The following is a 25,918-nucleotide window of genomic DNA, read 5'->3' on the forward strand; positions in this document are numbered from 1 at the left end:
AAGGAGCGCGTGGCAAGGCCGGGGGCATGGACGCGCCCGCAGGGACGGAACAGCGGGACGGAACAGCGGCCGGTCACCGCCGACGGCGCTGCGGGGGAGCTAAGCCGGTGCGGCGGAGCCTTGCCCATTCGCGCCCGATCCAGCCTCTCTCCGCCGGAAACGCCGCTATCCGGCCGAGCGCTTCTTGCGGGTCTCCACCGGTGCCGGCTCGATGAGGGCGCGGCATTCCTCGGCGGTCAGCGGCTCGCCGAACACCACGCCCTGCCCGTATTCGCAGCCGAAGCGCGCCATCTCGGAAGCCTCGGTCTCCTTCTCCAGCCCCTCGGCCATCACATCCATGCCGAGGTCGTGGGCAAGGTCGATCAGCGCGCCCACGATCACCGGGCGCGCCGCGCGGGCCGGGCCCTTGGCGGTGTCGCGCACGAAGCGAGGATCGATCTTCACCGAATCGAACGGGAAGCGCTGGAGGTAGGCGAGGGAGGAATAGCCGGTGCCGAAATCGTCGAGGCAGAGGCCGGCGCCCAGCTCGCGCATGCGGCCGAGCACCACGGCGGCATATTCCGGGTTCTCCATCACCAGGCTCTCGGTGACTTCCAGCTTCAGCGAGCCGGGAGCCACCGTGTTGCGGGCGAGGACGGATTTCAGGTCCTGGATCAGGTCGTGGCGCAATAGCTGCCGCGACGACACGTTCACATGCATGAACAGGGGCGGGTCCACCCGCAGCATCTTCTGCCACTGGCCCAGCTGGCGCGCGGCGCGGTCCAGCACGTAGAGCCCGAGGTCGAGGATGAGGCCGGTCTCCTCGGCCAGCAGGATGAATTCGGAGGCGGCCAGCTCGCCGAGGCGCGGGTGGTTCCAGCGCATGTAGGCCTCGAACCCGCCGATGGCGCGGTCGCCGAGCCGCACGATGGGCTGGTAGCGCACCGAGATCTGGTCCTTGTCCAGCGCCTCGCGCAGCTCCTGCTCCAGCACCACGCGGTCGATCTTCTGCTGGCGCATGGCGGGGCGGAACACCTCGATGCGGTCGCCGCCGATGCGCTTGGCGTAGAACATGGCGAGCTCGGCGTCCTTGAGTACCTCATCGCGCTTGGTCATGTCCGGCGCGGACAGGATGAGGCCGATGGAGGCGGTGACGAACACCTCCCGGTCGGCGAAGGCGATGGGCGCGCGCAGCGAGCGGCGCAGGGTGTCGGCGAAGGTGGTGATGCGCTCGGGGTCGCGCTCCGACATGAGGATCATGCCGAACTGGTCGCCGGAGATGCGCGCCAGCGTGTCCTGCGGCTTCAGCAGCCGCATCAGGCGGCGGGCCACGGTGAGCAGGATGGAATCGGCCACCGCCATGCCCACCTGCACGTTGAGCTGCTTGAAGCGGTCGAGGTCGATGACCATCACCGTCGGCTTCACCTTGTCGTCGAGGCGCGCCATGGTGAGGGCCTGCCCCAGCCGGTCGAGGAACAATTCGCGGTTCGGCAGGCCGGTGAGGTTGTCGCGCACCGCGTCGTGCAGCAGGCGCTCGGCGGCGATGCGCTCGCCGGTGACGTCGGTCAGCGTGCCGATGCAGCGCACCACCTCGCCATCCGCGCCCACGACGGGCCGTGCCTTCAGGTTGAAGGTGAGATAGTGGCCGTCGATGGCGCGCAGGCGGAAGTCCTGGTCGATGCGGCCGCGGCGCTGGTCGATGATGCCGTCGAGGGTGGCGCGGAAGCGGTCGCGATCGGCGGGGTGCAGCACCTCCAGCCAGCCGGCGGCCTCGGTCTCCAGCGAGTGGCGGCGCAGGCCCAGCGCCTCCTCGGCCTCGGGGGAGGTGTAGATGCGGTCGGTGTCCACATCCCAGTCCCACACGATCAGGCCGGAGCCCGCCAGCGCCAGCGCCCGGCGCTCCAGCTCGGAGGTGGACCCCTGGATGCCGCCGATGCCGGCGAAGGCGTGCTGCATCACCGTGAAGCCGATAAGCATCACGATCAGCACCAGGCCACCGGAGAGGGCCGGCGCGGCGAGGTCGTTGGTGACCAGACCGGCCACGGTGAGGCCCGCCATCAGCACCCACACCACCAGCAGCGACCATGTGGGGATGATGAGCACGGCGCGGTCGTAGCCGTGCTGCGACAGCCAGATCACCACGCCGAGCCCGGCGATGGCCACCGCCAGCAGCGACAGGCGGGCGATGCCGGCGGCGATGGGCGCGTCCAGCAGCGCCACCGCCACGAGGGCGGCGAGGAACACGAGCCAGCCAGCCGCCACGTGCACATAGCGCACGTGCCAGCGGTTGAGGTTGAGATAGGCGAACAGGAACACCAGCAGCGTGGCGGTGAGGATGGCCTCGCCCGCCGCGCGCCAGAACTGCTCGGCGATGGGGGAGAGGCCGAACACCTTCGACCAGAAGGCGAAGTCGAGGCCGATGTAGCCCAGCACCGCCCAGGCCAGCGCCGCCGCCGCCGGGAACATCACCGAGCCCTTCACCACGAACAGGATGGTGAGGAACAGGGCGAGCAGCCCGGCGATGCCGATGACGATGCCGTGGTACAGGGTGAAGGCGTTCACCCGGTCCTTGTAGGCATCCGGCTCCCACAGATAGAGCTGCGGCAGGGTGGGGCTGCCGAGCTCGGCCACGAAGGTGACGGTGGAGCCGGGATCGAGGGTGATGAGGAAGACGTCGGCGTCCGGCGCGGTCTGGCGCTCCGGCTTGAAGCCCTGGCTCGGCGTCAGCGAGATGATGCGCCGGTTGCCGAGATCGGGCCAGAACAGGCCGGAGCCGGACATGCGGTAGTGCGGCGCCACGATCAGGCGGTCCACCTGCTCGTCGGTGTTGTTGGTGAGGGCGAAGGCGATCCAGTCCGCATGGCTGCGCCCGTCTGAGGTCGGCACCTCGATGCGGCGGACCACGCCCTCGGAGTCCGGCGCGGTGGAGATCTGGTAGCGGCCGTCGTCCGTGGTTTCGCGCTGCACGGCGGGCAGGAGGTCCACCACCTTGGCGTCGAGGCGCAGCGCCACCGCCTCGATGGCGAGGGCAGGGCCGCCGGGCAGGGCAACCGCCAGGAAGCCTCCGAGCAGGACCGCCAGGAGGAGCGCCACGACCAGGGCGGGGACGCCGGCGAGGAACGACCGCAAATTCCGCTCTCCGCGGCCGGCGTGTCCGCCGGGCCGAGCTTCGGTTGGGACAGGCTCGCCGGGGCGGCAGCGCGAAACGGCGCCGTCCGGCCCGGCAGGCAGGCGCGCGCCGGCCTCATGCCGGGCGCCACCCGAATCAATTAGCCGTGCCGCGCGGCCGGAGCAAGGCATCCGGCGCCGCTTCCGCAGCGGCGGGCGGCGGGATCGGCCGCTTCAGGTTCCGAAAATGCAAATGCGCGCCCGGTGGGCGCGCATCGGCTGGTCTGGCGCGGGCCGCTCAGAAGAAGCGGCGGGCGGCGTCGCGATCGTCGGTGGCCAGGGGCGCCGGCTCGCGGGTGAGGCGGGCGGCATCCTCGCGGCGCACATATTCGGCGAACGGGTCGAGCGCCTCCTCGACGGCCTCCTCGGCGCGGGCCGAGATGGTCTCGAGCGGCTGCGGGGCCGCGGCGCGGGGGGCGGGCGCGGGCGCCGGGCGGACATCCTCCACCGGCACGGCGCGGTCGGAATCCGTGGTCCGCGAAGCCTTGGCGTCGAGCCACGGCAGCGGATAGGGCGAGGCGATGTAGGCCACGCCGTCTTCCTGCTCCCAGGCGATCATGTGGACCGCCTCGTCGGCCGGCATGCCCGGCAGGGAGAACATCTGGGGCAGCTCGCGCGCCGTGCCGCTCCAGCCGATGGTGTGGGCGAGCTGGAACGCCTCGTCGAGGAAGGCGGTGACGGCGGCGAGCCGGTCCGCCCGCAGGGACTGGGTGAAATCGACGTCGAGAAGCCGGCGGAGATAGGACTCCACGCTGTCGCCCGCAGCCCACTGGGCGCCGGCGGCGAACTGGTAAACATAGACGCGCGGACTTGCCATCACGCAGCTCCGAAAAACCACAACTGGGGGTCCCTCATATCAAAAAGGACCGGGAATTACAAAAGCCTGCTGCGAAGTTGCGCAGCCAAGGCTTAAATCTTCGTCACTCTGAACCGCCGTTCGCCCCGCGCGGACGGGTTCCGCTCTCCGGAGAGCCCCCATGCCCATCGAACCGGCGTCCCATGGCCTGTGGGACCTGACGGCGCCGCCCGCGCCGCCCACCGCGCCCCTCGCGCAGGAGCTGCGATGCGACGTGGCGGTGGCGGGTGCCGGCTACACCGGCCTGTCCGCCGCGCTGCATCTGGCCGAGGCGGGGGCGCGGGTGGTGGTTCTGGAGGCGTCCGAGGTGGGGTTCGGCGGCGCCGGGCGCAACGTGGGCCTCGTCAATGCCGGCCTGTGGGTGATGCCGGACGAGATCGTGTCCACCCTTGGGCCGGAGCGGGGCGAGGCGCTGCTGGTGCTGCTGGGCGGCGCGCCGGAGCGGGTGTTCGATCTGGTGGCGCGCCACGCCATCCCCTGCGAGGCGCAGCCGGTGGGCACGCTGCATTGCGCCGTGGGGACCGCCGGCGCGGCCGAGATCGCCGAGCGGGCTGCGCAATGGCAGGCGCGCGGGGCGCCGGTGCGGCTGCTGGATGCGGACGCCGCACGTACGGCAGTGGGCGGCGGGGATTTTTCCGGCGCGCTGCTGGACCTGCGCGCCGGCACCATCCAGCCCCTTGCCTATGCGCGCGGCCTGGCCCGGGCGGCCCTGGCGGCGGGCGCGGCGATCCATACATCGAGTCCGGTCATGGAGGCTGTCGAAGGTCCGGCCGGCTGGAGCCTTGCCACGCCCGGCGGGCGCGTTGCCGCCGACCGGCTGGTGGTGGCGACCGATGCCTATTCCACCGGGCCGTTCGCGCCGCTGGAGGCGGAGCAGGTACGGCTGCCCTATTTCAACTGCGCCACCGTGCCCCTGCCGCCGGATCTGCGCGCCGGCGTGCTGCCCGGCCGGCACGGGGCGTGGGACACCCGGCAGATCCTCACCTCGTTCCGGCTGGATGACGCCGGCCGGCTCATCTTCGGCAGCATCGGCGCGCTGGCTGGGGCGGAAGCCGCGATCCACCGCGCCTATTCGCGGCGGGCCCTGCGGCAGCTTTATCCGGCGCTGGGAGACATCCCGTTCGAGGCGGCGTGGCACGGCACCATCGGCATGACGCCGGATGCGCTGCCGCGCTTCCGGCAATGGGGACGGGGTGGGTTCGCCATCAGCGGCTACAACGGGCGCGGCATCGGGCCGGGAACGGTGTTCGGCGCGCTGCTGGCGGAGCTGGCGCTGGGCCGGGCGCGCCCGCAGGACGTGCCGCTGCCCGAGCGGACGATCGTGCCGGCCCGCTGGCGCCCCGCGCGCGAGGCCTTCTACCGGCTCGGCTCCAGCCTTGCCCATCTCGCCGCCCGCCGCCTGTGACGCGGCCGCGCGGCGCCCGCCTCAGAAGTGGTAGGCGAGGCTCATGAACGGGCCGTGGATGGTAGTTTCGTACCGGAAATTGGAGAACAGGCCGGTGACGGACTGATAGTCCGTATAGAGCGCGCGGTAGCCCACCGCAGTGGACCAGTTCTGCGTCCAGTTGTAGCCGACCGCGCCAAATGCCTGCCAGGTCAGCTTCGAGCCCAGCCCGAACCCGCCGATGTCGCCCAGCGCGTTCACGAACCACTTGTCGTTGATGCGATATTGCAGCGACAGGCCGAACACCGGATCGAGCCAGTCCTTCACGTCGGACTCGGACGCCGCGAACGGGATCGCGAGGGAATAGAGGCTGGTGTCGAGCGACAGGCGCTGGTAGCGGAAGCCGGCCGTGGCGCTCAGGTCGAAATTCGGGTCGCCCACCGGCAGGCGATAGCCGAAGGCGATGGAGGCCAGCGTCTGGCGCAGGTCGGCGTTCACCTTGCCGAGCAGCGGCCCGGGCAGGTTGTTCTCCACGCCGAGGTCGGTCCAGAAGAAGTCGAACAGGATGGTCCAGTTGTCCTTCTTGGCCACGAAGCTGACCGGAAGGATGCCCTGCAGGTTCGACACGAGGTCCACGAACGAGGCGTTCACCGGCACGGTGGGCAGGCTGCGGATGCCGACGTTGCCGTCGATGCCGGTGGCCCAGCCATAGAAGGTGAGCTGGAACTGCCAGGGGTCGGAGACGGGCGCGGGCGCCGTGGCCGGGGCGGCGGGCGGCGGGTCGGCGGCGACCGCCTGTCCGGTCAGGAGCGCGACGCCGAGCACGGGGCCCAGCAGGCGCGCCGCCAGACCCGCGCCAGCCGGCGTGCCCCGACGCGCCGTGGTCGCCGAAACGATCGCGCCCTCGGACGCGCCCTTGCCTGACACCATCTGCCTCACCCCGCCCCTGTCCATGGTCGGCAGCTTCGTGGCGCCTGGGATGATGGTGGTCAAGGTGCCACTTCACGCCATGGCGCGCGCGGGGAAGTGCCGTCGCTGCCTGTCGCTGCGGCAGATTGCGCGGTTCGAGCCGGGAGGAGGCGCGTGCACCGGGCGCCGGGTCACGCCGGCGGGTTCTGCACCCAGGCAAGGATGTGCGAGGCCACCGCCACCAGCGTGCCGTCCTGGTTGCGGGCCTCCACCTCGGCGGTGGCGCGCCGCCGCTCCGGGTCCACCGTCGTGACGCGATAGTGCGTGGTGACGGTGTCGCCGAGGAACACGGGGGCGAGGAAGCGCACGCGGTCATAGCCGAGCGCCACCGCCACTTCGTTGGCCTCCGGCGGGGTGCGGATGGCGATCAGGCCCGCCACGGTGGACATGAAGCCCACCAGCAGCGCCCCGTGGGCCTGCAGCCGGCCGAAGCGGGTGCGCTCCATGAAGGCGCGGTTGACGTGGTTGGGCGCGAAATCGCCGGTTATGCCGGCGAACAGATAGACGTCGCTCTCGCCCACCGTCTTGGTGAAGACGGCGCTGTCGCCCGGCTTCACGTGGAAGTCCTGCATGTCGCTTCCTCGCCTCTTGCCCGCTCGCCTCTTGCCCGGCCGGCCTCGGGGTCGGGCGACGCGGGGGACGCACCGTAGCGTCACTGCCATAAATATCAATAGCTAGACATAATATATGGCATGTGCTTGATATAAATCGGCGCCAACCAAAACAACCATCGTCATTTCCAGGGAGGACACCATGCGCCGTCGCGCGTGCGTTTACGGGCTTCTGGCCGGCATCGCCCTGTGGGCGGGCCCGGTCGCGGCCGACACCAAGATCAAGATCGGCATCCTCAGCGACATGAGCGGGCCGTATTCCGACCTCGCCGGCCCCGGCTCCGTGGCCGCCGCCAAGCTCGCGGTCGAGGACTTCAAGGGGGCGAGCAAGGGCATCAACGTCGAGATCGTCTCGGGCAACCACCAGAACAAGGCCGATATCGGCTCGGTCGTCGCCCGCTCCTGGATCGATCAGGAGGGCGTGGACGTGATCGGCGACGTCACCGGCTCGCCGGTCGCCCTCGCGGTGAGCCAGATCGTGAAGGACAAGGACAGGATCCAGCTGAACGCCGGAGCGGCCACCGCCGATCTCACCGGCTCCAAGTGCTCGCCCAACACCATCCACTGGACCTACGACACCTGGGCCAACGCCAACGGCACCGGCGGCGCCATGGTGCGCCAGGGCGGAAGCAGCTGGTTCTTCATCGCCGTGGACCAGGCTTCCGGCCACGCCATGGAGCGCGACACGGTGGCGGTGGTGAAGGCGTCCGGCGGGCAGGTGCTCGGCTCGGTCAAGCATCCGCTCGGCACCAGCGACTTCTCCTCCTTCCTGCTGCGGGCCCAGGCCTCCGGCGCGAAGGTGGTGGGCCTCGCCAGCGGCGGCGAGGACATGATCAACGCCATCAAGCAGGCGTCGGAATTCGGCATCGTGCAGGGTGGCCAGTCCATCGCCGGCCTGTTCACCTTCATCACCGACATCCACGCCCTCGGCCTCAAGCTGGCGCAGGGGCTGGTGCTGACGGAAGCGTTCTACTGGGACCGCGACGATGCCAGCCGCGCCTTCGCCAAGCGCTTCGCCGCGCTCCACAACGGCAAGATGCCGACCCAGGTCCACGCCGGCGTCTATTCCTCCATCATGCACTATCTGAAGGCCGTGGAGGCCGCCGGCACCAAGGACACCAACACCGTGCTCGCCAAGATGCGGCAGATGCCCATCGACGATCCCCTGTTCGGCAAGGGCGAGGTGCGCATCGACGGCCGCGCGGTGCACGACATGTTCCTGTTCCGGGTGAAGACCCCGGCCCAGTCCAAGGGCGAGTGGGATGTCTACGAGACCCTCGCCACCATCCCGGCGGCGCAGGCGTTCCGCCCGCTCAACGAAGGCGGATGCCCGCTGGTGAAGTGATCCGGCGCGGCTGACGCGGCTGTACGGAGGAAGGCCGGGCCCTCAGGGTCCGGCCTTCTTTGTGTCGGGGCACGGGCGCGGATCTGGCCGCAGAGGTGCCGCGGCGTTCGCGATGGGTTGGCAAGGGAGCTCAGGCGCACCGGGGGGATGGGGGCAACAATCGACGACGGGGCGGGTCACCGGAAGGGCCGGCGCGAAGCGGTCGGAGGATAAGCGGACGGCCCGGGCGCCCGCCGTGCTCGGGACAGCGACGATGGGGCGAGCTGGGTGCTGCATCGCCTGTCGTCCGCGACCGTTCCGGCGATGCCGTCCGGTCGCCGTCCCTCGCAATGCGGATGCACCGGGGCGATGCAGGCGTGGTTCGTCAGGGCGCCGATCCGCGCCCGTGGTCCCGCGCGGCAGGTGCGCGCGGCAGGTGCGAGGCAGGCGCGCGGGCGGGGGAAAGGAGCGCCGTCCGGCTCAGCGGGCGAGGAAGGCGGCGACGCGGCGGCGGGTGCCGTCCTCGCGCATCAGCGCGCCGATGCCGTCCACCTCGGCGCGGACGCCTTCCGGCGCCACCGCCGCCGCCACGGCGATGCAGCCCTTCGCGGCGCGCACCGCCTCGGGCGAGAGCCCGGCGGCGCGGGCGGCGACGGAGGTGGCCGCCGCCTCCAGCTCGCCCGCGGGAACGGCCCACTGGGCAAGGCCGAGGCGCGCGGCTTCCTGCCCGTCGATGAGCTCGCCGGTGAGGATGAGCCGCGCCGCCACGCCCGGTCCGCACAGGCCGGTGAGGCGCTGCGTGCCGCCGGCGCCGGGCAGGAGGCCCACCTTCGCCTCGGGCAGGCCGAGGCGCGCCTCATGGGCGGCGATCCTGAGATCGCAGGCGAGCGCAAGTTCGAGGCCTCCGCCCAGCGCGGGGCCCCCGATCTCGGCCAGCGTCACCGCGGGGAGCGACGCCAGCCGGTCGAAGACCGCATGAAACCGCCGCACCGTCTCCACCATCTCCGCCGCGCCCTCGGCGTGACCGACGCGGCGGGAGACCATCTCGAGGTCGGCGCCGGCGCAGAACGCCTTGGCTGCGCTGCGGATCCGCACCACCGCCACGTCCGGGCGCGCCTCCACCTGCGCGAGCGCGCCGTCGAGGGCGTCGAGCATGGCATCGTCGATGGCGTTCACCGGCGGGCGGCAGAGTGTGATGGTGGCGACGGCGCCGTCCACGGCGAAGGTGAGACGGGCGTCGGCGGCGGGGCTGGTCATCGGGCAGGTCCTTTGGGAACGGGCGGCTCAGGCCGGCAGGTCGATGCCGATCTTGCCGAACTGGGTCGACGCCGAGAGGCGGTCGAGCGCGGCATGCAGGTCGGCGAGGGGGAAGCGCGTGTCGATCTGCGGCCGGAACAGGCCGCGCGCGCACACCTCCAGCATGTCGCGGAACTCGCCGAATGTGCCGTGGGTGGAGCCCAGCACCTGCAGCTGGCGGATGAACATGCGCCTGAGATCGGCGGACGGCTGGTCGCCCGAGGTCGCGCCGCAGGTGACGATGCGGCCGCCGCGCACCAGCGCGCGCAGGGCGATGGGCCATACCGCCTCGCCCACGTTCTCGATCACCACGTCGGCCCCACGTCCGCCCGTCAGCTCCAGCACCTGGGAGGCGGTGTCCGCGCCGGTGCTGTCGAGGGCGGCGTCGGCGCCGAGGGCGAGCGCCCGCGCGCGCTTGTCCGGATCGCGCGAGGTGACGAAGGCGCGGGCGCCGATCATCTTCACGAATGCGAGCGCGGACAGCGACACGCCGCCGCCGATGCCGAAGATGAGCACGGTGTCCTGCGGCTTCACCTGCGCCTTGGTGAACACCATCCGCCAGGCGGTGATGGGCGCGGCGGACAGGGCGGCCGCCTCCACGAAATCGTAGCCCGCGGGCATGGGGAACAGGTTGATGACCGGAACGGACACGTATTCGCACAGCGTGCCGTCGCGGTGTTCACCGATGTATTGCGCCGAGGTGCACAGAATATGTTCGCCGCGCTGGCAGAATTCGCAGCGTCCGCAGCCGAGGGCGGGATGGATGACGACCTTCTGCCCCGGCTTCAGCCGGCGCTCGCCGGCGTCCACCTCCACCACCTCGCCGGCACCATCGAGGCCCATGATCTGCGGCAGGCGGTGGGTGATGCCGGCACCGCTGTCGCGCATGTAGAGGTCGACGCGGTTGAGCCCCGCGCCGCGCACCCGCACCAGCGCCTCGCCCGCGGCGCGGGCCGGGACGGGGCGTTCGCCGATCTCCACCACCTCGTTGCCGCCGTGGCCGGTCAGGAACGCCGCGCGCATCATCGTCATGTACATCCTCCCGTGGGTTGCGTCCGCTTGGCGCGGATCTCGCCGGCGCGCGGGTGGTCCCGCGCGCCGTTGGTCGAGAGTTCAGCCTACCATGCTCAGGCCGCCGGATACCGACAGCACCTGGCCGGTGATGTAGCTTGCCGCGTCGGAGGCGAAGAAGGTGATGGCGCCGGGCAGGTCCTCGGGATCGCCGATGCGGCCGAGCGGGATGGAGCGGCGGAACGCCTCCGCCAGCTTGTCGGCGTTGCCGGCGCCCTTCTTGTAGTCCTCGAACAGGGCGGTCTGGGTGGGGCCGGGGCACACCACGTTGAAGGTGATGCCGTCGCGCGCATGCTCGCGGGCCAGCGTCTTGGAGAAGGCGACGAGGCCGGCCTTGCAGGCGGCGTAGACCGCCTCGCCGCTGGAGCCGACGCGGGCGGCGTCGGAGGCGATGTTGATCACCCGGCCGGACTTGCGCGCGGCCATGCCCGGCAGCACCGCGTGGTGCATGTGCAGCGCGCCGGTGAGGTTGATGGCGATGAGGCGCTGCCAATCCTCCGGAGAGGTGGCGAGGAAGGGGCGGAACACGTCCCAGCCGGCGTTGTTCACCAGCACGTCGATGGGGCCGAGATCGGCCTCCACCGCCGCCACCACGGCGTCCACGCCGGGCCGGTCGGTGATGTCGCAGGCATAGGCGCGGGCGGCGCCGCCCTCGGCCTCGATCTGCGCGACGGTGCGCGCGGCGGCCTCCAGATCGCGGTCGAGCACCGCGACGCGTCCCCCCTTGGCAGCGAAACGACGGGCCGTTGCTCCGCCGATGCCGCCACCGCCGCCGGTGATTACGATCACTCGATTATCGAATTCTTTCACGGCTCATGCTCGCTCATGATGAAACGAGCGGCATTATGCGATCACGATTTGATATGTCAATTCATTGATATAAAATTGTGTTGCGTCGGCGGTGCCCTTCTCCTAACCGGCGATGACGAAAGGGCCGCATCCATGTCTCGCCGCAACACGTCGCTCGAACCGGGTCGCTTCGAGATCGCGAACCGCCTGTTCTTCCGCCTGTATCAGTGCTCGAATCTGATGCACAAGAACGGCACCCGCTACATGGGCGACTTCGGCGCCACCACGCAGCAATGGGCGGTGCTGGGCGCGCTGGAGCGCCCGCTGGTGCGCGAGAAGGGCATGAGCGTGAAGGATCTCATCTCCTTCCTCATGCTCTCGCGGCAGAACCTCACGGCGGTGCTCGACCGGCTGGAGGCGCGCGGCTGGGTGGAGCGCGTGAAGGACCCGGAGGACGGGCGCAGCCGCCTCATCCGCATGACCCCCGAGGGCAGCCGCACCTGGGATGCCATGCAGACGCAGATCGAGGCCTTCTATGCGCGCGCCCTGACCCCGCTGGACGCCCAGGAGCAGGTCCAGCTCTACCAGCTGCTCGACCGCCTGCGCGACGGCCTGAACGAGGTCTGACCGGCCGTCGCCGGCGGATTTCCGCCGGCGACGTGTTTGGATCATCCCTTGATCTTGGCGACTTCGGCCTTGAGTTCGGGGACGGCCTGGAAGATGTCTGCGACGAGGCCGTAGTCGGCGACCTGGAAGATGGGGGCTTCCTCGTCCTTGTTGACGGCGACGATGACCTTGGAGTCCTTCATGCCGGCGAGGTGCTGGATGGCACCGGAGATGCCGAGCGCGATGTAGAGCTCGGGGGCCACCACCTTGCCGGTCTGGCCGACCTGCCAGTCGTTGGGGGCGTAGCCGGCGTCCACCGCCGCGCGCGAGGCGCCCACCGCCGCGCCGAGCGCATCGGCGAGCGGCTCGATCACCTCGGCGAACTTCTCCCGCGAGCCCACCGCGCGGCCGCCCGACACGATGATCTTGGCCGCGGTCAGCTCGGGACGGTCGGAGGCGGCGATGGCCTCCTCCACGAAGGTCGACACGCCGGGATCGGCCGCGGCCGCGACCGCCTCCACCGGGGCGGAGCCGCCCTCAGGCGTCGCGGCGAAGGACGCCGTGCGCACCGTGATGACCTTCTTCGGGTCGGAGGACTTCACCGTCTGGATGGCGTTGCCCGCATAGATGGGCCGCTCGAACGTGTCGGGCGCCGCCACCTTGATGATGTCGGACACCTGCATCACGTCGAGCAGGGCGGCCACGCGCGGCAGCACGTTCTTGGCGCTGGCGGTGGAGGGGCCGACGATGGCGTCGTAGCCGGGGGCCAGCGCCACGATCAGCGCCGCCAGCGGCTCGGCGAGGCGATGCGCATAGAGCGCGTCGTCGGCGAGGAGCACCTTCTCCACGCCCGAGAGCTTGGCCGCGGCCTCGGCCACCGCGCCGGCGCCCTGGCCGGCGACGAGGATGTGCACCGGGCCGCCGAGGGCGGCGGCAGCGGTCAGCGCCTTGGCGGTGACGCCGTTGAGCGCCGCATTGTCGTGTTCGGCGAGAAGCAAAGTCGCCATCAGATCACCCCCGCCTCATCCTTGAGCCTGGCCACCAGCTCGGAAACCGAGCCCACCTTCACGCCCGCCTTGCGGCCCGCCGGCTCCGCCGTCTTCAGCACGGCGAGGCGCGGGGCGACATCGACGCCGTAGTCGTCGGGCGTCTTCTCGGCGATGGGCTTCTTCTTGGCCTTCATGATGTTGGGCAGCGAGGCGTAGCGCGGCTCGTTGAGGCGCAGGTCGGTGGTGACCACCGCCGGGCCCTTGAGCGCCACCGTCTGCAGGCCGCCGTCGATCTCGCGGGTGATGGCGAAGCCGCCGTCGGCCACCTCCACCTTCGAGGCGAACGTGCCCTGCGGCCAGCCCAGGAGGGCGGCGAGCATCTGGCCGGTCTGGTTGCAGTCGTCGTCGATCGCCTGCTTGCCGAGGATGACGAGGCCGGGGGCCTCCTCGGCGATCACGCCCTTCAGGATCTTGGCCACCGCCAGCGGCTCCACCACCGCGTCGGTCTTCACCAGGATGCCGCGGTCGGCGCCCATGGCCAGCGCGGTGCGCAGCGTCTCGGAGGCCTGCGCCGGGCCGACGGACACCGCCACCACCTCGGTCGCCTTGCCCGCTTCCTTCAGCCGCAGCGCCTCTTCCACCGCGATCTCGTCGAACGGGTTCATCGACATCTTCACGTTCGCAAGCTCAACGCCCGAACCGTCCGACTTGACCCGCACCTTAACGTTGTAATCCACCACCCGCTTAACGGGCACCAGGATCTTCATAGAGCTTGTCTCCCGGCCGCTCCGCAGGGCCGGGGGCACGGCCGCCCCGGGGAGGGTCGGCCGTGCCGCGCCGGCGGGTGTGCGGCTCTTCTTTCGATTTGCCTGAGATGAGCTTGCGCCCGGTCCGTTTCTTCAGTCCTTCTTCTTCGCCGCGTGGCGCATGAAGTCGGGCTTGCGCTTCTCGCGGAAGGCGACGCCGCCCTCCTTGGATTCGTCGGTGTCGTAATAGAGGCTGAGCGCCGCCATGCCGAGCGAGGAGATGCCGCGGATGGTCTCCGTGTCGGCATTGAACGAGCGCTTCGCCAGCGCGATGGCGGTGGGGCTGCGCTCCATCAGCTCGCCGCACCAGCGGTCCACCTCGGCGTCGAGCTCGTCGTGAGGCACCACGGCGTTCACGAGGCCCATGGCGAGGGCTTCCTGGGCGCTGTAGCGCTTGCACAGGTACCAGATCTCGCGGGCCTTCTTCTCGCCGACGATGCGGGCGAGATAGGCGGTGCCGAAGCCGGGGTCCACCGATCCCACCTTGGGTCCCACCTGACCCAGCTGGGCCTTGTCGGAGGCGATGGTGAGGTCGCAGATGGTGGCGAGCACGTTGCCGCCGCCGATGGCGAAGCCGTTGACCCGGGCGATCACCGGCTTCGGCACGTCGCGGATCAGGCTCTGCAGCTCGTCGATGGGCAGGCCGATGGTGCCGCGGCCGTCATACTGGCCGTCGTGGGCGCTCTGGTCGCCGCCGGTGCAGAACGCCTTGTCGCCCGCGCCGGTGAGCACGATCACGCCGATGGAGCGGTCCCAGCCGGCGGTCTGGAAGGCATGGATCAGCTCTTCCACGGTCTGGCCGCGGAAGGCGTTGTACTTGTCCGGGCGGTTGATGGTGATGCGGGCGACGCCGGCCGGCCGCACCTCGTAGAGGATGTCCTCGTAGCTCATCGTGTCTTCTCCGAAGGAAAGGGGGGGAGCGCGCGGGCTCAGGCCTCGTCGCGGGCGATCTCGCGCAGGCGGAATTTCTGGATCTTGCCGGAGGGGGTGGAGGGCAGCTGATCCACCACGCGCAGGCGCTCGGGGATGTACTGCATGGCCATCTTCTGGGCCTTCAGGTAGTCGACCATCTCCTCGAAGGTGAGGCTCATGCCCGCGCGCGGGATGACGAAGGCGCAGGCGCGCTCGCCGAGGCGCTGGTCCGGGTAGCCGACGATGGCCACCGCGGCGACGGCGGGGTGCTTGAAGAGGATGTTCTCCACCTCCACCACCGGGATGTTCTCGCCGCCACGGATGATGATGTCCTTCGAGCGACCGGCGATGCGGATGTAGCCATCCTCGTCCATGCGGGCGATGTCGCCGGTGTCGAACCAGCCCTCGCGGTCCACCTGGGCGAGGCCGGGCCGCTTGAGATAGCCGACGAAGTTGGAGCAGCCGCGCACCTGCAGGATGCCCTCCTCGCCGGGGGCGAGCAGGGCGCCGTTGATGTCCACCACCCGCACCTCCATGCCGGGCAGGGGGCAGCCGTCGGTGCCGGTCACCTTCTCCTCCGGGTCGTCGGGCCGGGTGGTGGTGACCGCCCCGTTCTCCGACATGCCCCAGGCCGAGATGATGGCTGCGTCGAGCGCCTCGCGCGCCTTCACCACCAGCGCGCGGGGAATGGGCGCGCCGGCCGAGACGAAGGTGCGCAGGGTGGGGGTGCGGGTGCCGGTGTTGAGGCAGTAGTCGGAGAGGTCGTTCAGGAACGGCGTCGCGCCCATGGTGAAGGTGGCGCCTTCCTGCGTGATCTGCCGCGCCATGGTCTCGGCGACGAAGATGTCCTGCAGCACCGCGGTCGCGCCCAGCATGGCCGGCAGCACCAGCCCGTACATGAAGCCCAGCTGGTGGGCCATGGGCGAGGGCATGTGCACCACATCGTCGACGCCCAGGTGCAGGCGCTCGGCGAACGGCACGAGGTTGGCGAGCATGGTGTTGGAGGTGTGGCTCACCCCCTTCGGCTCGCCGGTGGTGCCGGAGGTGTACAGCAGCTCGATGACCGCATCCGGCGACAGGCGGCGGGAGGCGAGGGTGGCGCGCTCCCCAGCGGTGATGTCGTCGGCGAGCAGCAGGTCGAAGTTCTCGTCGCCCTCGCCGTCCACCACCGCCACATGGGTGAGCGTGGGCACGGCGGCCTGCACCGCCTTGGCGATGGCGCGGTGATCCACGTTGCGGAACCGCGAGGGCACCACGAACACCTTGGATTCCGCGAGGCCCAGCATGAAGGTGAGCTCGCGCTCGCGGAAGATCGCCATCAGCGGGTTGGAGATGGCGCCGACCTTCAGGGCGGCGAGGTGCAGCACCGTGAACTGCCACCAGTTGGGCAGCTGGAAGGAAACCACGTCGCCCGGCGCCACGTCGCGCCGCATCAGGCCCACCGCGAGGCGGTCGGAGAGGGTGTCGAGGTCGGCGAAGGTAAGGCGCACCGCGTCGCCCTGCTCGGTGCGGGTCGCGATCAGCGCGGTCTTGTCCGGACGCGCGGACACGTTGCGCCGGAAATGGTCGAGCAATGTCTCGTCGCGCCACAGCCCGGCGGCGACCATGGTCTCGCGCCGCGCGAGGGGCATCAGGTCGAAACTCATGAGATCTGTCCTCCCTGGCGTTTACGCCGTGTGGTTCTTGCGCCGGCGCGGGGTCAGGCGTTGGCGCCCTTGAGGGCCTCGCGGGCGATGATGAGCTTCATGATCTGGGCGGTGCCGTCGCCGATCTGCAGGCCGAAGACGTCGCGCAGGCGCTGCTCGAACGGCAGCTCGTTGGAATAGCCGGCGTGGCCGTGCAGCAGCAGGCAGGTCTGCACCACCTCGAAGGCGAGCTTGGGGGCCCACCACTTGCACATGGCGGCCTCCTTGGTGTGGGGCGCGCCGGCGTCCTTGGCGGCGAGGGTGCGGTAGCAGAGCAGCCGGGCCGCCTCCACCATGGTCTCGGCCTCGGCGAGGGGGAAGGTGACGCCCTGGTTGTCCGCCAGCGGCCGGCCGAACGCCTTGCGGTCCTTCACGTAGGCCCAGGTCTCGGCCAGCGACACGCGCGCCACCGCGAGGCACTGCAGGCCGATGAGCGCGCGGGAGAAATCGAACCCCTGCATCACCTGCACGAAGCCGGAGCCCTCGGCGCCGAGGCGGTGGGTGGCGGGCACGCGCACCTGGTCGAAGAAGATGGAGCCGCGGCCGATGGCGTGCTCGCCGAGATCGCTGAAGCGGGTGCGGCTGATGCCGGGTGCGGTCAGGTCCACGAGGAAGGCGGAGACACCGCGCGCCTTCTCCTCCACCGTGCCGGTGCGGGCGAACACCACCGCATACTCGGCCTGGTCGGCCATGGAGATGGAGGTCTTCTCGCCGTCGAGCACATAGTGGTCGCCGTCGCGGGTCGCCTTCAGCACCAGGTTGGCGGCGTCCGATCCGCCGCGCGGCTCGGTGAGGGCGAGGGCGATGATGGCGTCGCCGGAGACCACCTTCGGCAGGATCTCGGCGGCGATGTCGGGCGCGGCATGACGGGCGACGATGGCGCCGCACAGGGAGCCGAGCAGCTGGATGTAGCCGACGTTGAAATCGCCTTCGGAAATGGCCTCCAGCACCACGCCGGAGGTGACGTGATCGGTTCCGAGGCCGCCGTATTCGGCCGGGAACTCGGTGCCGATCAGGCCGAGCGCGCCCATCTGGCGGCGCAGCTCCAGCGAGACGCGGCCTTCGCGCTCGCGGGCCTTGTAGCCCGGGGCGAGCACGTCGGCGGCGAAGCGCCGGGTGGTCTCGGCGAAGCTCGCCTGCTCGGCGGTGAGGCCGAACGGCGTTCCGGCATCGGCGGTGGAAGAGGCGGTCTCGGTCATGCTCGCTGCCCTCGGTCGGCCCGGATGCGCCGCGGCACGGCACGCCGGTGCCAGCCGCATCCCGGCCCTCCGCTGGGGCGGAGGGTTTTCCGGGCGTCGCCTCCGAACTTATATAAATATATTGTTATAACGAGGCGGCACCATATGAGCAGCAAAATTTCATGTCAAGGCATTGCTATAAATTCCGCCTTCGACAAAAGTGCGTGCCCCGGCGCCGGGGCCGAGGGGACCGGTGTGAAGGTGAGGGCAGGATGGCCAGGGACTGCCGCGCCGCCGCGGCCGGAAAACGGGTTGCGAGTTGACGTGCGCAGGCGGTCCGGCATCCGGGCCGCCATGCCGGCGAACGCCGAGCCGGCCCATCCGCCGCCGCCGAGGGGCCTGCCTAGTCCTCGGCGCGCAGGGCCGTGACCTCGGCCGCCAGCGCCTCCAGCGTCGGATCGGGGATGCCGTGGGAGCGCAGCCCGGCGCAGGTCTCGAACAGATAGTCCGCCGCCGTGCCGATGGCGCCCGAGGCGGTGGCGATGCGGCGCACCACCTCGGCGCGCTCCAGCCCGCCGGCATACTCGCGGCTGGCGGGATCGATGGTGAAGGCGATGGCGCTGCCGAACCGCTGCCCATCTGCATCCAAAACGTCCAGCCAGCGCGGAACATAGGCGCCGGCCAGCATTTCCCGCCGCCACAGCAGGGCCAGCTCGCGCTCGAGGATGTCCTCCTCGATGCGCAGGGCCAGCCCCTCGCACGCGCCGCCCGCGTCGAGCGCGAGGGTGAGGCCGGGATTGGCCGGAGTGCCGCGCCCGATCATGGTGGTGAGGCAGAAGGCGCGGTGCCATCCCTCGATCCGCGCCACCCGGCTCTCCACCGTATGCACGGTGGGGTTCCAGATGAGCGAGCCGTAGGCGAACAGCCAGACCGGACCGTCCGGCCGCGCCGCCAGCGTGGCGCGCAGCGAGGCCTCGCGCTCCGCCGGGGTGAGGATGCGCAGCGTGGGCGCATCGCGCGCGACAATCGCGTCGATGCCTCCGGACTGGATGAGTTCGCGGGTCAGCTCGTGGGTCTTCATGGCGTCGAGCCATATAAGCACGAACCGCGCCAATTCCACGGCACCGTTTCGGCCTTTTATTCAGCCGAGGCGCAGCGGCCGCCCCGGCTCGGGCGTGACGAGCCGGTGGGCGAGGCCGAGCGCGGCGAAGGAGGCCGCAAGCTCGGCGGCGCTTTCCTTGAAGTGGAACCAGCCGTCGGTGTGGGCGGCCACCAGCGTCGCCTGCGGGAAGGCGCGGGCGGTCTCCAGCACGTCGTTGCTATCCATGGTCATATGGAAGCGGCCGCGCGGCTCGGCCGAGCCGGCGAACACCACGACGATGCGCGGCGAGAAGCGGCGCGCCACCTCGGCGACGCCCTCGTACCAGACGGTGTCGCCGGTGACATAGAGCGTGTCGCCCGGCGCATCGGTGCCGATCAGCAGGCCGACGACGTCACCCGAGATGGGCTCGATGCCGGGCGGTCCGTGCCGCGCGGGTACGGCGGTGATGAACAGGCGTCCACCGTCCGGCCGGGTCAGCGTGCGGGTCTCGAACGGGTCCAGCCCCTCGGCATTCCCGCCCAGCCGGGCGGCGCCGGCACGGGTGGTGAAGACGCTGCCGGCCTGCGGCAGCAGCGCGCGACCGGCGCGGTCGAGATTGTCCAGATGCTGGTCGTGGGTGAGCAGCACCGCGTCGAGCGGCAGCACCGCCTCGGCCGAGAGCGCCGGCCCCTGCGTCTTCTCGAAGCGCACCGGCGTCTCCTGGTAGAGACCGGGCGGATCGAAGGTGGGATCGGTGAGGAGGCGCAGGCCCGCCACCTCGATCAGCACGGTCGGGCCGCCGATGAGGGTCAGGGTGACGTGGCTTTCGCCGGAGGATGCAGCGGTCATGGGCGCTCCGTGAGGTTCGTAGCGCGCAGGATAGGACTTCGCCGCTGCGCGAAAATTCCCTATTCTCGCGCCATGGCTGATCGAAATCGCACAGGGGCGCACGGAGGCGGGATCGACTGGGAGGACGCCCGCTTCTTCGTCGCGCTGGCGCGGCATGCCAGCCTGTCCGCCACCGCGCGGGCGCTGGGGGTGAACCACGCCACGGTGGCCCGCCGCATCGCCGCGCTCGAACGTACGCTGGGCGAGCGCCTGTTCGAGCGCCGGGCCGACGGCTATGCCCTCACCCCCGCCGGCGCCGCGGTGCTCGATGCGGCCGACGCCATGGAGAAGGCGGCCCGGCGGCTCGCCCGCGGCGGCAGCGCGCGGCCGCTGGAGGGGCTGGTGCGGGTGAGCGTCATTCCCAGCCTCGCCGATGCCTTCCTGGTGCCGCGGCTCGGCGCGCTGGCGGCGCGCCATCCGGGCATCGACCTGGAGATCCTCTCCGACCGCCGGCTCGCCAGCCTCGCCCGGCGGGAGACCGACATCGCCCTGCGCCTCGGCCCGCCGCGCGACGGTGACGTGCTGGCGCGGCGGCTGGTGTCGGTGGGCTTCGGCTTCTACGGCGCGCCGGACTGGCCCGCGCGCCTCGCGGCCGGGGAGGTTCCGGCATTCGCGGGGTTCGACGAGGCCAACGCCCATCTGCCCGAGGCGGCATGGCTCGCCCGCCACTATCCGGGCGCGCGGCTGCGCCTGCGCGCCAACACCCAGCTGACGCAGGCGCTTGCGGCCCGCGCCGGAGCGGTGGTGGCGCTGGTTCCCCATTTCGTGGCCCGGCAGGCGGGCGGCCTCGTGCAACTGGCGCTCGGGCCCGCGCCGCCGGCCCGCGATCTCTGCCTCGTCACCAACCGCCTCGCCACCGATGACCGCGCCGTCGCGGCGGTGCGTGACGCGCTGACCGGGCTGTTCGCGACGGAAGCGCGGCTGTTCGAAGCGCCGGAGTGATCCGGGAGCCACCCGGCTGATACCGACGCAGACGGCGCGTGGACCGGATGGGACGGGACAGCTCGCCCGCAGGGTCGCGCGGCGGCCCGACGCTCGGGCTCGGTCCGCGGCCTGCACCAGCCCCTGCTGCGCGGCGGCGGTCGATCCGAGCGTGCTGCGGCCGTTGTCTGCGGGGGCGCCATCGCGTAGTGGCGCGGGCAGGTGGCTGGGCGGCTGGTCGGTTGGCTGCCCGGCATGTCCGCGCCAAAGAGCCCTTACCGCGTACGGCTTTCCTCCGCCTGTGCTGGGCGCCTTCCGAGCGCGGATGCGCCGGGGGGGAATGCGCCGGCTTCCATGCGCAGTGGCCGCGCGAGGCGGGCATCGATCCGGTACCGTGCGTGCGCTGCCCGTTTTTCCGCCCGTCGACCGCGATCGGACGGGCGGGTGTCGGCGCGGGCGCGCGAGGGGCAGGGGATCCACAAGGCCGGTTCCGGGGGCGGGATCCGACCCGCCGACTTGAGCCGGCGCCCCGCGCGCCTATCTGAAGGCGGGGCGCAGCAGCAGGCGGGGTTCATGGTCCATCTCTCCATTCTCGATCTCGTGCGCGTCCGGCAGGGCTCCGACGCGCGGCAGTCCCTCGACAACGCGCGCGATCTCGCGGCCCACGCGGAAGGCTGGGGCTACCGGCGCTTCTGGGTGGCCGAGCATCACAACATGCAGGGCATCGCCAGCGCCGCGACTTCGGTGGTGATCGCCCATATCGCGGCGGGCACGCGCCATATCCGGGTCGGCGCCGGCGGCATCATGCTGCCCAACCACGCGCCCATGGTGATCGCCGAGCAGTTCGGCACGCTGGCCCACCTGTTTCCCGGCCGCATCGACCTCGGCCTCGGCCGCGCGCCCGGCACCGATCAGGCCACCATGCGCGCGCTGCGCCGCTCGCTCGACAATTCCGACAATTTCCCCCGCGACGTGCTGGAGCTGCAGGCCTATCTGGCCGACGCGCAGCCGGGCCAGACGCTGTTCGCGGTGCCGGCCACCGGCACCCGCGTGCCGCTGTGGATCCTCGGGTCGAGCACCTATGGCGCGCAGCTGGCGGCGGCGCTGGGGCTGCCGTATGCGTTCGCCTCGCACTTCGCGCCGGCCGACCTGCTCGAGGCCCTCGACGTCTACCGCCACCGCTTCCAGCCCTCCGCGGTGCTGGACAAGCCCTATGCCATGGCCGGCATCAACGTGATCGCAGCCGACAGCGATGCCGAGGCGCGCCGCCTCGCCACCACCCAGCAGATGTCGTTCGCCGACATCTTCCGGGGCGCGCGGGGCCTCAGCAAGCCGCCGATCGACGATATCGAGACCTACTGGAGCCCCATGGAGAAGGCGCAGGCCGGGCGCATGCTGGCGCGCAGCGTCGTCGGCGGCCCGCAGACGGTGCGGGCCGGGCTGGAGGCGTTCGTGGCGGAAACCGGCGTGGACGAGGTGATGGTGGTGTCCGACGTGTTCGACCACGACCTGCGCCTGAAGTCCTACCGGCTCATCTCCGAGGCGCTGCCCCACGCGGCCGACTGGCAGACCAGCGCCGCCTGAGGCCGGCTCACGCGGCGAGCGCGGCGTCGAGGGTGATCTCGGCCCGCAGCACGCGGGAGAGCGGGCAATTGGCCTTGGCCTTGCCCGCAAGCTCCGCGAACTGCTCCGGCGTCGCGCCCGGCACCTCGCCCTCCAGCACCAGATCGACGCGGGTGATGGTGTAGCCCGCGTCGGTCTTGTCCAGCGACACCTTGGCGGAGGTCGAGAGGCGGGTGGCGGTCAGCCCCGCCTCGCCCAGCACCAGCGAGAGGGCCATGGTGAAGCAGGCGGCATGGGCGGCGCCGAGCAGTTCTTCCGGATTGGAGCCGCGCTGCCCCTCGAACCGGCTGGAAAAGCCATAGGGGTAGGCGGCGAGGGCGCCGCTCTCGGTGGAGATCTTGCCCCTGCCGTCGCGGATGCCGCCGCTCCATTCGGCCGAGCCGGTGCGGATGATGGCCATGACCCGTCTCCTGCGGGGCTCGCCCCCGCGTGCGGCCGGCGCCAGCGCGCGGCCCCGCCGTCAACGCCGCAGGGCGTCGGACGGTTCGCCTGCTTCCGGCATTTCGTGGCGCGCACGGCATCATTTTCACGCCGCCGGACGCTTCGCGCCGCGCCGGCACGCCTCTATAAGGCGCGAGCCGCGCGCCCGCGGACCCCATTTTCGGATTTCGAGGACATGAGCTCCATCCTGGCCGGCCTGCTTTCCCTCATCGCCATCTGCGGCGGAGCCATGCTCGGGCTGTGGCTGGCGCCGCGCCTGCCGGAGCATCACCTGACCGGCGAGACCGGGACGGCGGTGTCGGTGTCCATGGCGGTGGTCGGCACGCTGGCGGCGCTGGTGCTGGGGCTGATGGTGAACTCGGCCAGCGCCTCCTTCAGCGCCCGCACCACCGCCATCGAGGCGCTGGCGGCGGACATCATCAAGCTCAACCGGGTGCTGCTCTCCTATGGCGCCGACACCGCGGAGATCCGCGAGGCGCTGGCGGTCTACGCCCGCAACAAGGCGGACGAGCTCTCCCGCCCCGCCCCCGACACCGACGAGGTGGGCCTGACCACCCTGCACGAGGTGGAGGCCATCAACGAGCAGGTGCTGCGCCTCGAGCCGAAGACCGACCGCGAGCGCCATATCCAGGCGCGCGCCCTCAGCCTGCTGGAAAACATGGTGGATGCGCGCTGGTCGCTGGTGGAGAAATCCAAGATGGTGATGCCGGCGCCGTTCTTCGTGCTGCTGGTGGCGTGGCTGTCGCTGCTGTTCGCCAGCTTCGGCCTGTTCGCGCCGCGCAACGCCACCGTGCTCTCCTTCCTGCTGCTGGGCGCTTCCGCCATCGCCGGCTGCGTGTTCATCATCCTGGAGCTGGGCTCGCCCTCGCAGGGGCTGATCCGGCCCTCGGCCGACCCGCTCTATCAGGTGGTGCGCGAGCTCAAGATCACCACCACGCGCCCGCCGCACGCGCCGGCCTGACCCGCGCCGGGATCCGCCGGGGGAGGCAGCGCGGTAACGCTCCGGGCGGCCTGCGCCGGCTTTTTTGCTGCGATGCCGCAACCCGGCTTGAGCCCCCGCGGCTTTCGCGCTTATCTCGCAGCGGGAGGGGCGCGCCATGCAGCACATCCAGCGGACCATCTCCACCGGGCCACGGCCCCTGCGGGTGCCGGCTTCGTCCGCCGGCGGGGCGGGGTGAGGCCGTGCGGCTCGTCTGCCTGCCCCATGCGGGGGCGTCCTCTGCCCTGTTCCGGCCGTGGAAGCTCGCGCTCTCCGGCATCGCCACCGTGGACAGCCCCGAGCTGCCCGGACGCGGCGCGCGGTTCGGCGCGCCGTTCCCGCAGCGGATCACCGAGCTGGCGGAGGACATCGCCTCCACCTTGTCCCACCGCACCGGGCCGGTGGTGCTGTACGGCCATTCCATGGGCGCGCTGCTGGCGTTCGAGACGGCGCGAGCCCTCGCCCGCCATGGGGTGCTGGTGACCGGGCTGGTGCTGTCCGGCCGCGCCGCGCCGCACCTCGACGGGCCGCCGCTCGCCCGCCACACCCTGAGCGACGCGGCGCTGGCCTCCGAGCTGCAGCGCATCGGCGGCACGTCCGACGCGGTGCTCGCCCGGCCCGACGTTCTGGCCGCCACCCTGCCGGTGATCCGCGCCGACTTCCGCATGGTGGACACCTACGCCTTCTCGCCCGGCCCGGCGCTGCCGGTGCCGGCCATCATCCTCGGCGGCACCGAGGACCCCGCCACCCCGCCGGCGAGCCTTCATGCCTGGTCCGAGCTGGTGAGCGGGCCGCTGGCGGTGGAGTTCTGGCCCGGCGGCCACTTCTTCGTGCGCGAGCAGGAGCCGCGCCTCATCGACCTGCTCCGCCGCGTGCTGCCCGCCTGGCGCGCCGGCCGGACGGCGGGCGCCTGAGCCGTGGGGGGAAGCGGCCCTCCGGTGCCGGCCCTTGCCCCGGGCGCGAGCCTCGTGGCGGTGGCGCGGGTGGACGACCTCGCCGCCGCGCCGGGTTGCCGCTTCGCCCTGCCGGATGCCGACGAGGCGCGCATCGCCCGCTTCCTGAAGGCGGAGGACAGGGACAGCCGGCGCGCGGCGTGGCGGCTCGCCCGCACGCTGCTGGGGGCGGCGCTGGAGCGCGGTCCGCGTGAGATCGCCATCATCCGCGACGGGCGCGGCCGCCCGCATGTGGAGCATGGCGGCGACATCGACTTCAACGTCAGCCATTCCGGCGCCTGGGTGGCGGTGGGCCTCGCCCGCGCCGCGCGCATCGGCGTGGACGTGGAGCGCCAGCGCACCCTGACCGACTGGCGCAGCCTCGTGCCGGGCTTTCTCGATGCGTCCTCGGCCGCCGCCTGGGCGCGCCTGCCGCCGGCGGCGCAGGTGTCCGCGGCGCTGTCGGTCTGGTGCCGGAAGGAAGCGCTGGTGAAGGCGACTGGGGAGGGGCTGGTGCTCGACCCGCGCAAGCTGCTGCTGCCGCTGGAGACGGGCGCCACCACCCTGTCCCGCGCCGGTGCCCGTTATACGGTGGCCGCGCTCCACGCCCCCATGCTGGCGCCGGACGCCGGCCTCGCCGTGGCCGTCTCCGGCGTCCAGCTCCCCCGCCTGATGACGCTGCTGCCCGAGGAAGGCTGGACCCTCTCCCCCGCCCGCCCGACCTGAGAGCGCCGCCGCCGAGAGGGGGGCGGTTCGAATGGTGCCGGGCGGAGGACCTCCGGCGCGCTGCTGCCCGTTGCGGGTCGCCGGGCAGAGAGATGGCGCCTCGAGCAGCCCGTCTGATCAGCGAAGGCCGCGACCGCCCGCCACGGCGTCAGGGCGCGGCTGTGGCGGGCAGGCCCGGTCGTCGTGTCTCCCGTCCGCTGTCGCCGGGGTCAGGGCGCTGCTGCCCGAGGAAGGCTGGACCCTCTCCCCCGCCCGACCTGAGAGCGCCGCCGCCGAAAGGGGTGCGGTTCACGGGTGGCGTAGGACCGAGCGGTGCACCTCCGGCGCGCCGCTGCCCCCTTGCGGGGCGCCGGGCAGAGAGATGGCGCCTCGAGCAGCCCGTGATCAGCGAAGGCCGTGCCGCCCGCCACGGCGGCAGGGAGCGGCTGTGGCGGGCAGGCCCGGTCGCCGTGTCTCCCGTCCGCTGTCGCCGGGTTCAGGACGCTGCTGCCCGAGGAAGGCTGGACCCTCTCCCCCGCCCGCCCGACCTGAGAGCGCCGCCGCCGAAAGGGGTGCGGTTCACGGGTGGCATGGGGCCGGGCGGTGGACTCCTGGCGCGCTGCTGCCCGTTGCGGGTCGCCGGGTAGAGAGATAGAGCCTTGAGCAGCCCGTGATCAGCGAAGGCCGCGACCGCCCGCCACGGCGGCAGGGCGCGGCTGTGGCGG

At 71.5% G+C, this 25,918-nt stretch carries 23 protein-coding genes; 8 read left to right on the forward strand and 15 right to left on the reverse strand.

Features of this window, described 5'->3' with window-relative positions:
* Positions 1 to 165 precede the first annotated feature (165 nt).
* Both V5F49_RS13010 and V5F49_RS13015 read right to left on the reverse strand, forming a co-directional pair.
* A complete protein-coding gene (locus tag V5F49_RS13010) occupies positions 166 to 3,108 on the reverse strand; it encodes an EAL domain-containing protein (RefSeq protein ID WP_394118558.1) in 2,943 nt (980 codons plus the stop codon).
* A gap of 277 nt (positions 3,109 to 3,385) precedes the next feature.
* Positions 3,386 to 3,964 (reverse strand): hypothetical protein, encoded by a 579-nt coding sequence (locus V5F49_RS13015; RefSeq protein WP_394118557.1) that lies wholly within the window; start codon positions 3,962 to 3,964, stop codon positions 3,386 to 3,388.
* 160 nt (positions 3,965 to 4,124) lie between these two features.
* Here V5F49_RS13015 and V5F49_RS13020 point away from each other — a divergent pair, with 160 nt between their 5' ends.
* Positions 4,125 to 5,408, forward strand: coding sequence for an NAD(P)/FAD-dependent oxidoreductase (locus V5F49_RS13020; protein ID WP_394118556.1), 1,284 nt, complete (start codon positions 4,125 to 4,127; stop codon positions 5,406 to 5,408).
* A 21-nt stretch (positions 5,409 to 5,429) separates the two neighbouring features.
* Here the strand turns inward: V5F49_RS13020 and V5F49_RS13025 are convergent, their stop codons facing one another.
* Both V5F49_RS13025 and V5F49_RS13030 read right to left on the reverse strand, forming a co-directional pair.
* The gene (locus V5F49_RS13025; protein WP_509210685.1) at positions 5,430 to 6,380 is read right to left on the reverse strand and encodes a hypothetical protein; all 951 of its coding nucleotides are present in this window, start codon (positions 6,378 to 6,380) and stop codon (positions 5,430 to 5,432) included.
* Between the two features lie 107 nt (positions 6,381 to 6,487).
* Entirely contained in the window at positions 6,488 to 6,928 is a 441-nt protein-coding gene (locus V5F49_RS13030) for a MaoC/PaaZ C-terminal domain-containing protein (protein ID WP_394118554.1), read from the reverse strand.
* Positions 6,929 to 7,109: 181 nt separating this feature from the next.
* On the opposite strand from V5F49_RS13030, the gene V5F49_RS13035 reads away from it, so the two are divergent.
* Positions 7,110 to 8,312 carry an ABC transporter substrate-binding protein gene (locus V5F49_RS13035; protein WP_394118553.1) on the forward strand — a complete coding sequence of 401 codons (1,203 nt, stop codon included), beginning with the start codon at positions 7,110 to 7,112 and terminating at the stop codon, positions 8,310 to 8,312.
* 459 nt (positions 8,313 to 8,771) lie between these two features.
* On the opposite strand, the gene V5F49_RS13040 is transcribed toward V5F49_RS13035, so the two are convergent.
* From V5F49_RS13040 to V5F49_RS13050, 3 genes are all read right to left on the reverse strand, one after another.
* Positions 8,772 to 9,548 (reverse strand): enoyl-CoA hydratase/isomerase family protein, encoded by a 777-nt coding sequence (locus V5F49_RS13040; RefSeq protein WP_394118552.1) that lies wholly within the window; start codon positions 9,546 to 9,548, stop codon positions 8,772 to 8,774.
* 27 nt (positions 9,549 to 9,575) lie between these two features.
* Positions 9,576 to 10,619, reverse strand: a complete 1,044-nt coding sequence (locus V5F49_RS13045; protein ID WP_394118551.1) for a zinc-binding dehydrogenase — start codon at positions 10,617 to 10,619, stop codon at positions 9,576 to 9,578.
* A gap of 81 nt (positions 10,620 to 10,700) precedes the next feature.
* The gene (locus tag V5F49_RS13050; RefSeq protein ID WP_394118550.1) at positions 10,701 to 11,447 is read right to left on the reverse strand and encodes an SDR family oxidoreductase; all 747 of its coding nucleotides are present in this window, start codon (positions 11,445 to 11,447) and stop codon (positions 10,701 to 10,703) included.
* A gap of 153 nt (positions 11,448 to 11,600) precedes the next feature.
* Here V5F49_RS13050 and V5F49_RS13055 point away from each other — a divergent pair, with 153 nt between their 5' ends.
* Complete coding sequence (locus V5F49_RS13055) at positions 11,601 to 12,074, forward strand: MarR family winged helix-turn-helix transcriptional regulator (RefSeq protein WP_394118549.1); 474 nt, start codon at positions 11,601 to 11,603, stop codon at positions 12,072 to 12,074.
* Between the two features lie 41 nt (positions 12,075 to 12,115).
* On the opposite strand, the gene V5F49_RS13060 is transcribed toward V5F49_RS13055, so the two are convergent.
* From V5F49_RS13060 to V5F49_RS13090, 7 genes are all read right to left on the reverse strand, one after another.
* Positions 12,116 to 13,060 carry an FAD-binding protein gene (locus V5F49_RS13060; RefSeq protein ID WP_509210686.1) on the reverse strand — a complete coding sequence of 315 codons (945 nt, stop codon included), beginning with the start codon at positions 13,058 to 13,060 and terminating at the stop codon, positions 12,116 to 12,118.
* Positions 13,060 to 13,809, reverse strand: a complete 750-nt coding sequence (locus V5F49_RS13065) for an electron transfer flavoprotein subunit beta/FixA family protein (protein WP_394118571.1) — start codon at positions 13,807 to 13,809, stop codon at positions 13,060 to 13,062. Before V5F49_RS13065 ends, V5F49_RS13060 begins: the two co-directional genes overlap by 1 nt.
* Positions 13,810 to 13,941: 132 nt before the next feature.
* Complete coding sequence (gene badI, locus V5F49_RS13070; RefSeq protein ID WP_394117379.1) at positions 13,942 to 14,739, reverse strand: 2-ketocyclohexanecarboxyl-CoA hydrolase; 798 nt, start codon at positions 14,737 to 14,739, stop codon at positions 13,942 to 13,944.
* Positions 14,740 to 14,777: 38 nt separating this feature from the next.
* Complete coding sequence (locus V5F49_RS13075) at positions 14,778 to 16,406, reverse strand: AMP-binding protein (RefSeq protein ID WP_394117378.1); 1,629 nt, start codon at positions 16,404 to 16,406, stop codon at positions 14,778 to 14,780.
* A 53-nt stretch (positions 16,407 to 16,459) separates the two neighbouring features.
* Positions 16,460 to 17,644 (reverse strand): cyclohexanecarboxyl-CoA dehydrogenase, encoded by a 1,185-nt coding sequence (aliB, locus tag V5F49_RS13080; protein WP_394117377.1) that lies wholly within the window; start codon positions 17,642 to 17,644, stop codon positions 16,460 to 16,462.
* A gap of 382 nt (positions 17,645 to 18,026) precedes the next feature.
* The gene (locus tag V5F49_RS13085) at positions 18,027 to 18,743 is read right to left on the reverse strand and encodes a gamma-glutamylcyclotransferase (RefSeq protein ID WP_509210687.1); all 717 of its coding nucleotides are present in this window, start codon (positions 18,741 to 18,743) and stop codon (positions 18,027 to 18,029) included.
* Between the two features lie 21 nt (positions 18,744 to 18,764).
* Entirely contained in the window at positions 18,765 to 19,553 is a 789-nt protein-coding gene (locus V5F49_RS13090; RefSeq protein ID WP_394117375.1) for an MBL fold metallo-hydrolase, read from the reverse strand.
* Positions 19,554 to 19,625: 72 nt separating this feature from the next.
* Here V5F49_RS13090 and V5F49_RS13095 point away from each other — a divergent pair, with 72 nt between their 5' ends.
* Both V5F49_RS13095 and V5F49_RS13100 read left to right on the forward strand, forming a co-directional pair.
* Positions 19,626 to 20,534, forward strand: coding sequence for a LysR family transcriptional regulator (locus V5F49_RS13095; protein WP_394117374.1), 909 nt, complete (start codon positions 19,626 to 19,628; stop codon positions 20,532 to 20,534).
* A 552-nt stretch (positions 20,535 to 21,086) separates the two neighbouring features.
* Positions 21,087 to 22,097 (forward strand): LLM class flavin-dependent oxidoreductase, encoded by a 1,011-nt coding sequence (locus V5F49_RS13100; RefSeq protein WP_394117373.1) that lies wholly within the window; start codon positions 21,087 to 21,089, stop codon positions 22,095 to 22,097.
* A 7-nt stretch (positions 22,098 to 22,104) separates the two neighbouring features.
* Here the strand turns inward: V5F49_RS13100 and V5F49_RS13105 are convergent, their stop codons facing one another.
* Positions 22,105 to 22,536 carry an OsmC family protein gene (locus tag V5F49_RS13105; RefSeq protein WP_394117372.1) on the reverse strand — a complete coding sequence of 144 codons (432 nt, stop codon included), beginning with the start codon at positions 22,534 to 22,536 and terminating at the stop codon, positions 22,105 to 22,107.
* 216 nt (positions 22,537 to 22,752) lie between these two features.
* Between V5F49_RS13105 and V5F49_RS13110 the strand changes: the two genes are divergently transcribed.
* The 3 genes from V5F49_RS13110 (at position 22,753) to V5F49_RS13120 (ending at position 25,214) form a co-directional block, all read left to right on the forward strand.
* Positions 22,753 to 23,538: a bestrophin-like domain gene (locus V5F49_RS13110; RefSeq protein WP_394117371.1), complete on the forward strand. Its 786-nt coding sequence runs from the start codon at positions 22,753 to 22,755 to the stop codon at positions 23,536 to 23,538.
* 221 nt (positions 23,539 to 23,759) lie between these two features.
* On the forward strand, positions 23,760 to 24,470 hold the full coding sequence (locus tag V5F49_RS13115; RefSeq protein ID WP_394117370.1) for a thioesterase II family protein: 711 nt from the start codon (positions 23,760 to 23,762) through the stop codon (positions 24,468 to 24,470).
* A gap of 24 nt (positions 24,471 to 24,494) precedes the next feature.
* Complete coding sequence (locus V5F49_RS13120) at positions 24,495 to 25,214, forward strand: 4'-phosphopantetheinyl transferase family protein (protein WP_394117369.1); 720 nt, start codon at positions 24,495 to 24,497, stop codon at positions 25,212 to 25,214.
* Positions 25,215 to 25,918 lie beyond the last annotated feature (704 nt).

The sequence above is a fragment of the Xanthobacter lutulentifluminis genome (assembly GCF_043194675.2).
Lineage (GTDB): Bacteria > Pseudomonadota > Alphaproteobacteria > Rhizobiales > Xanthobacteraceae > Xanthobacter.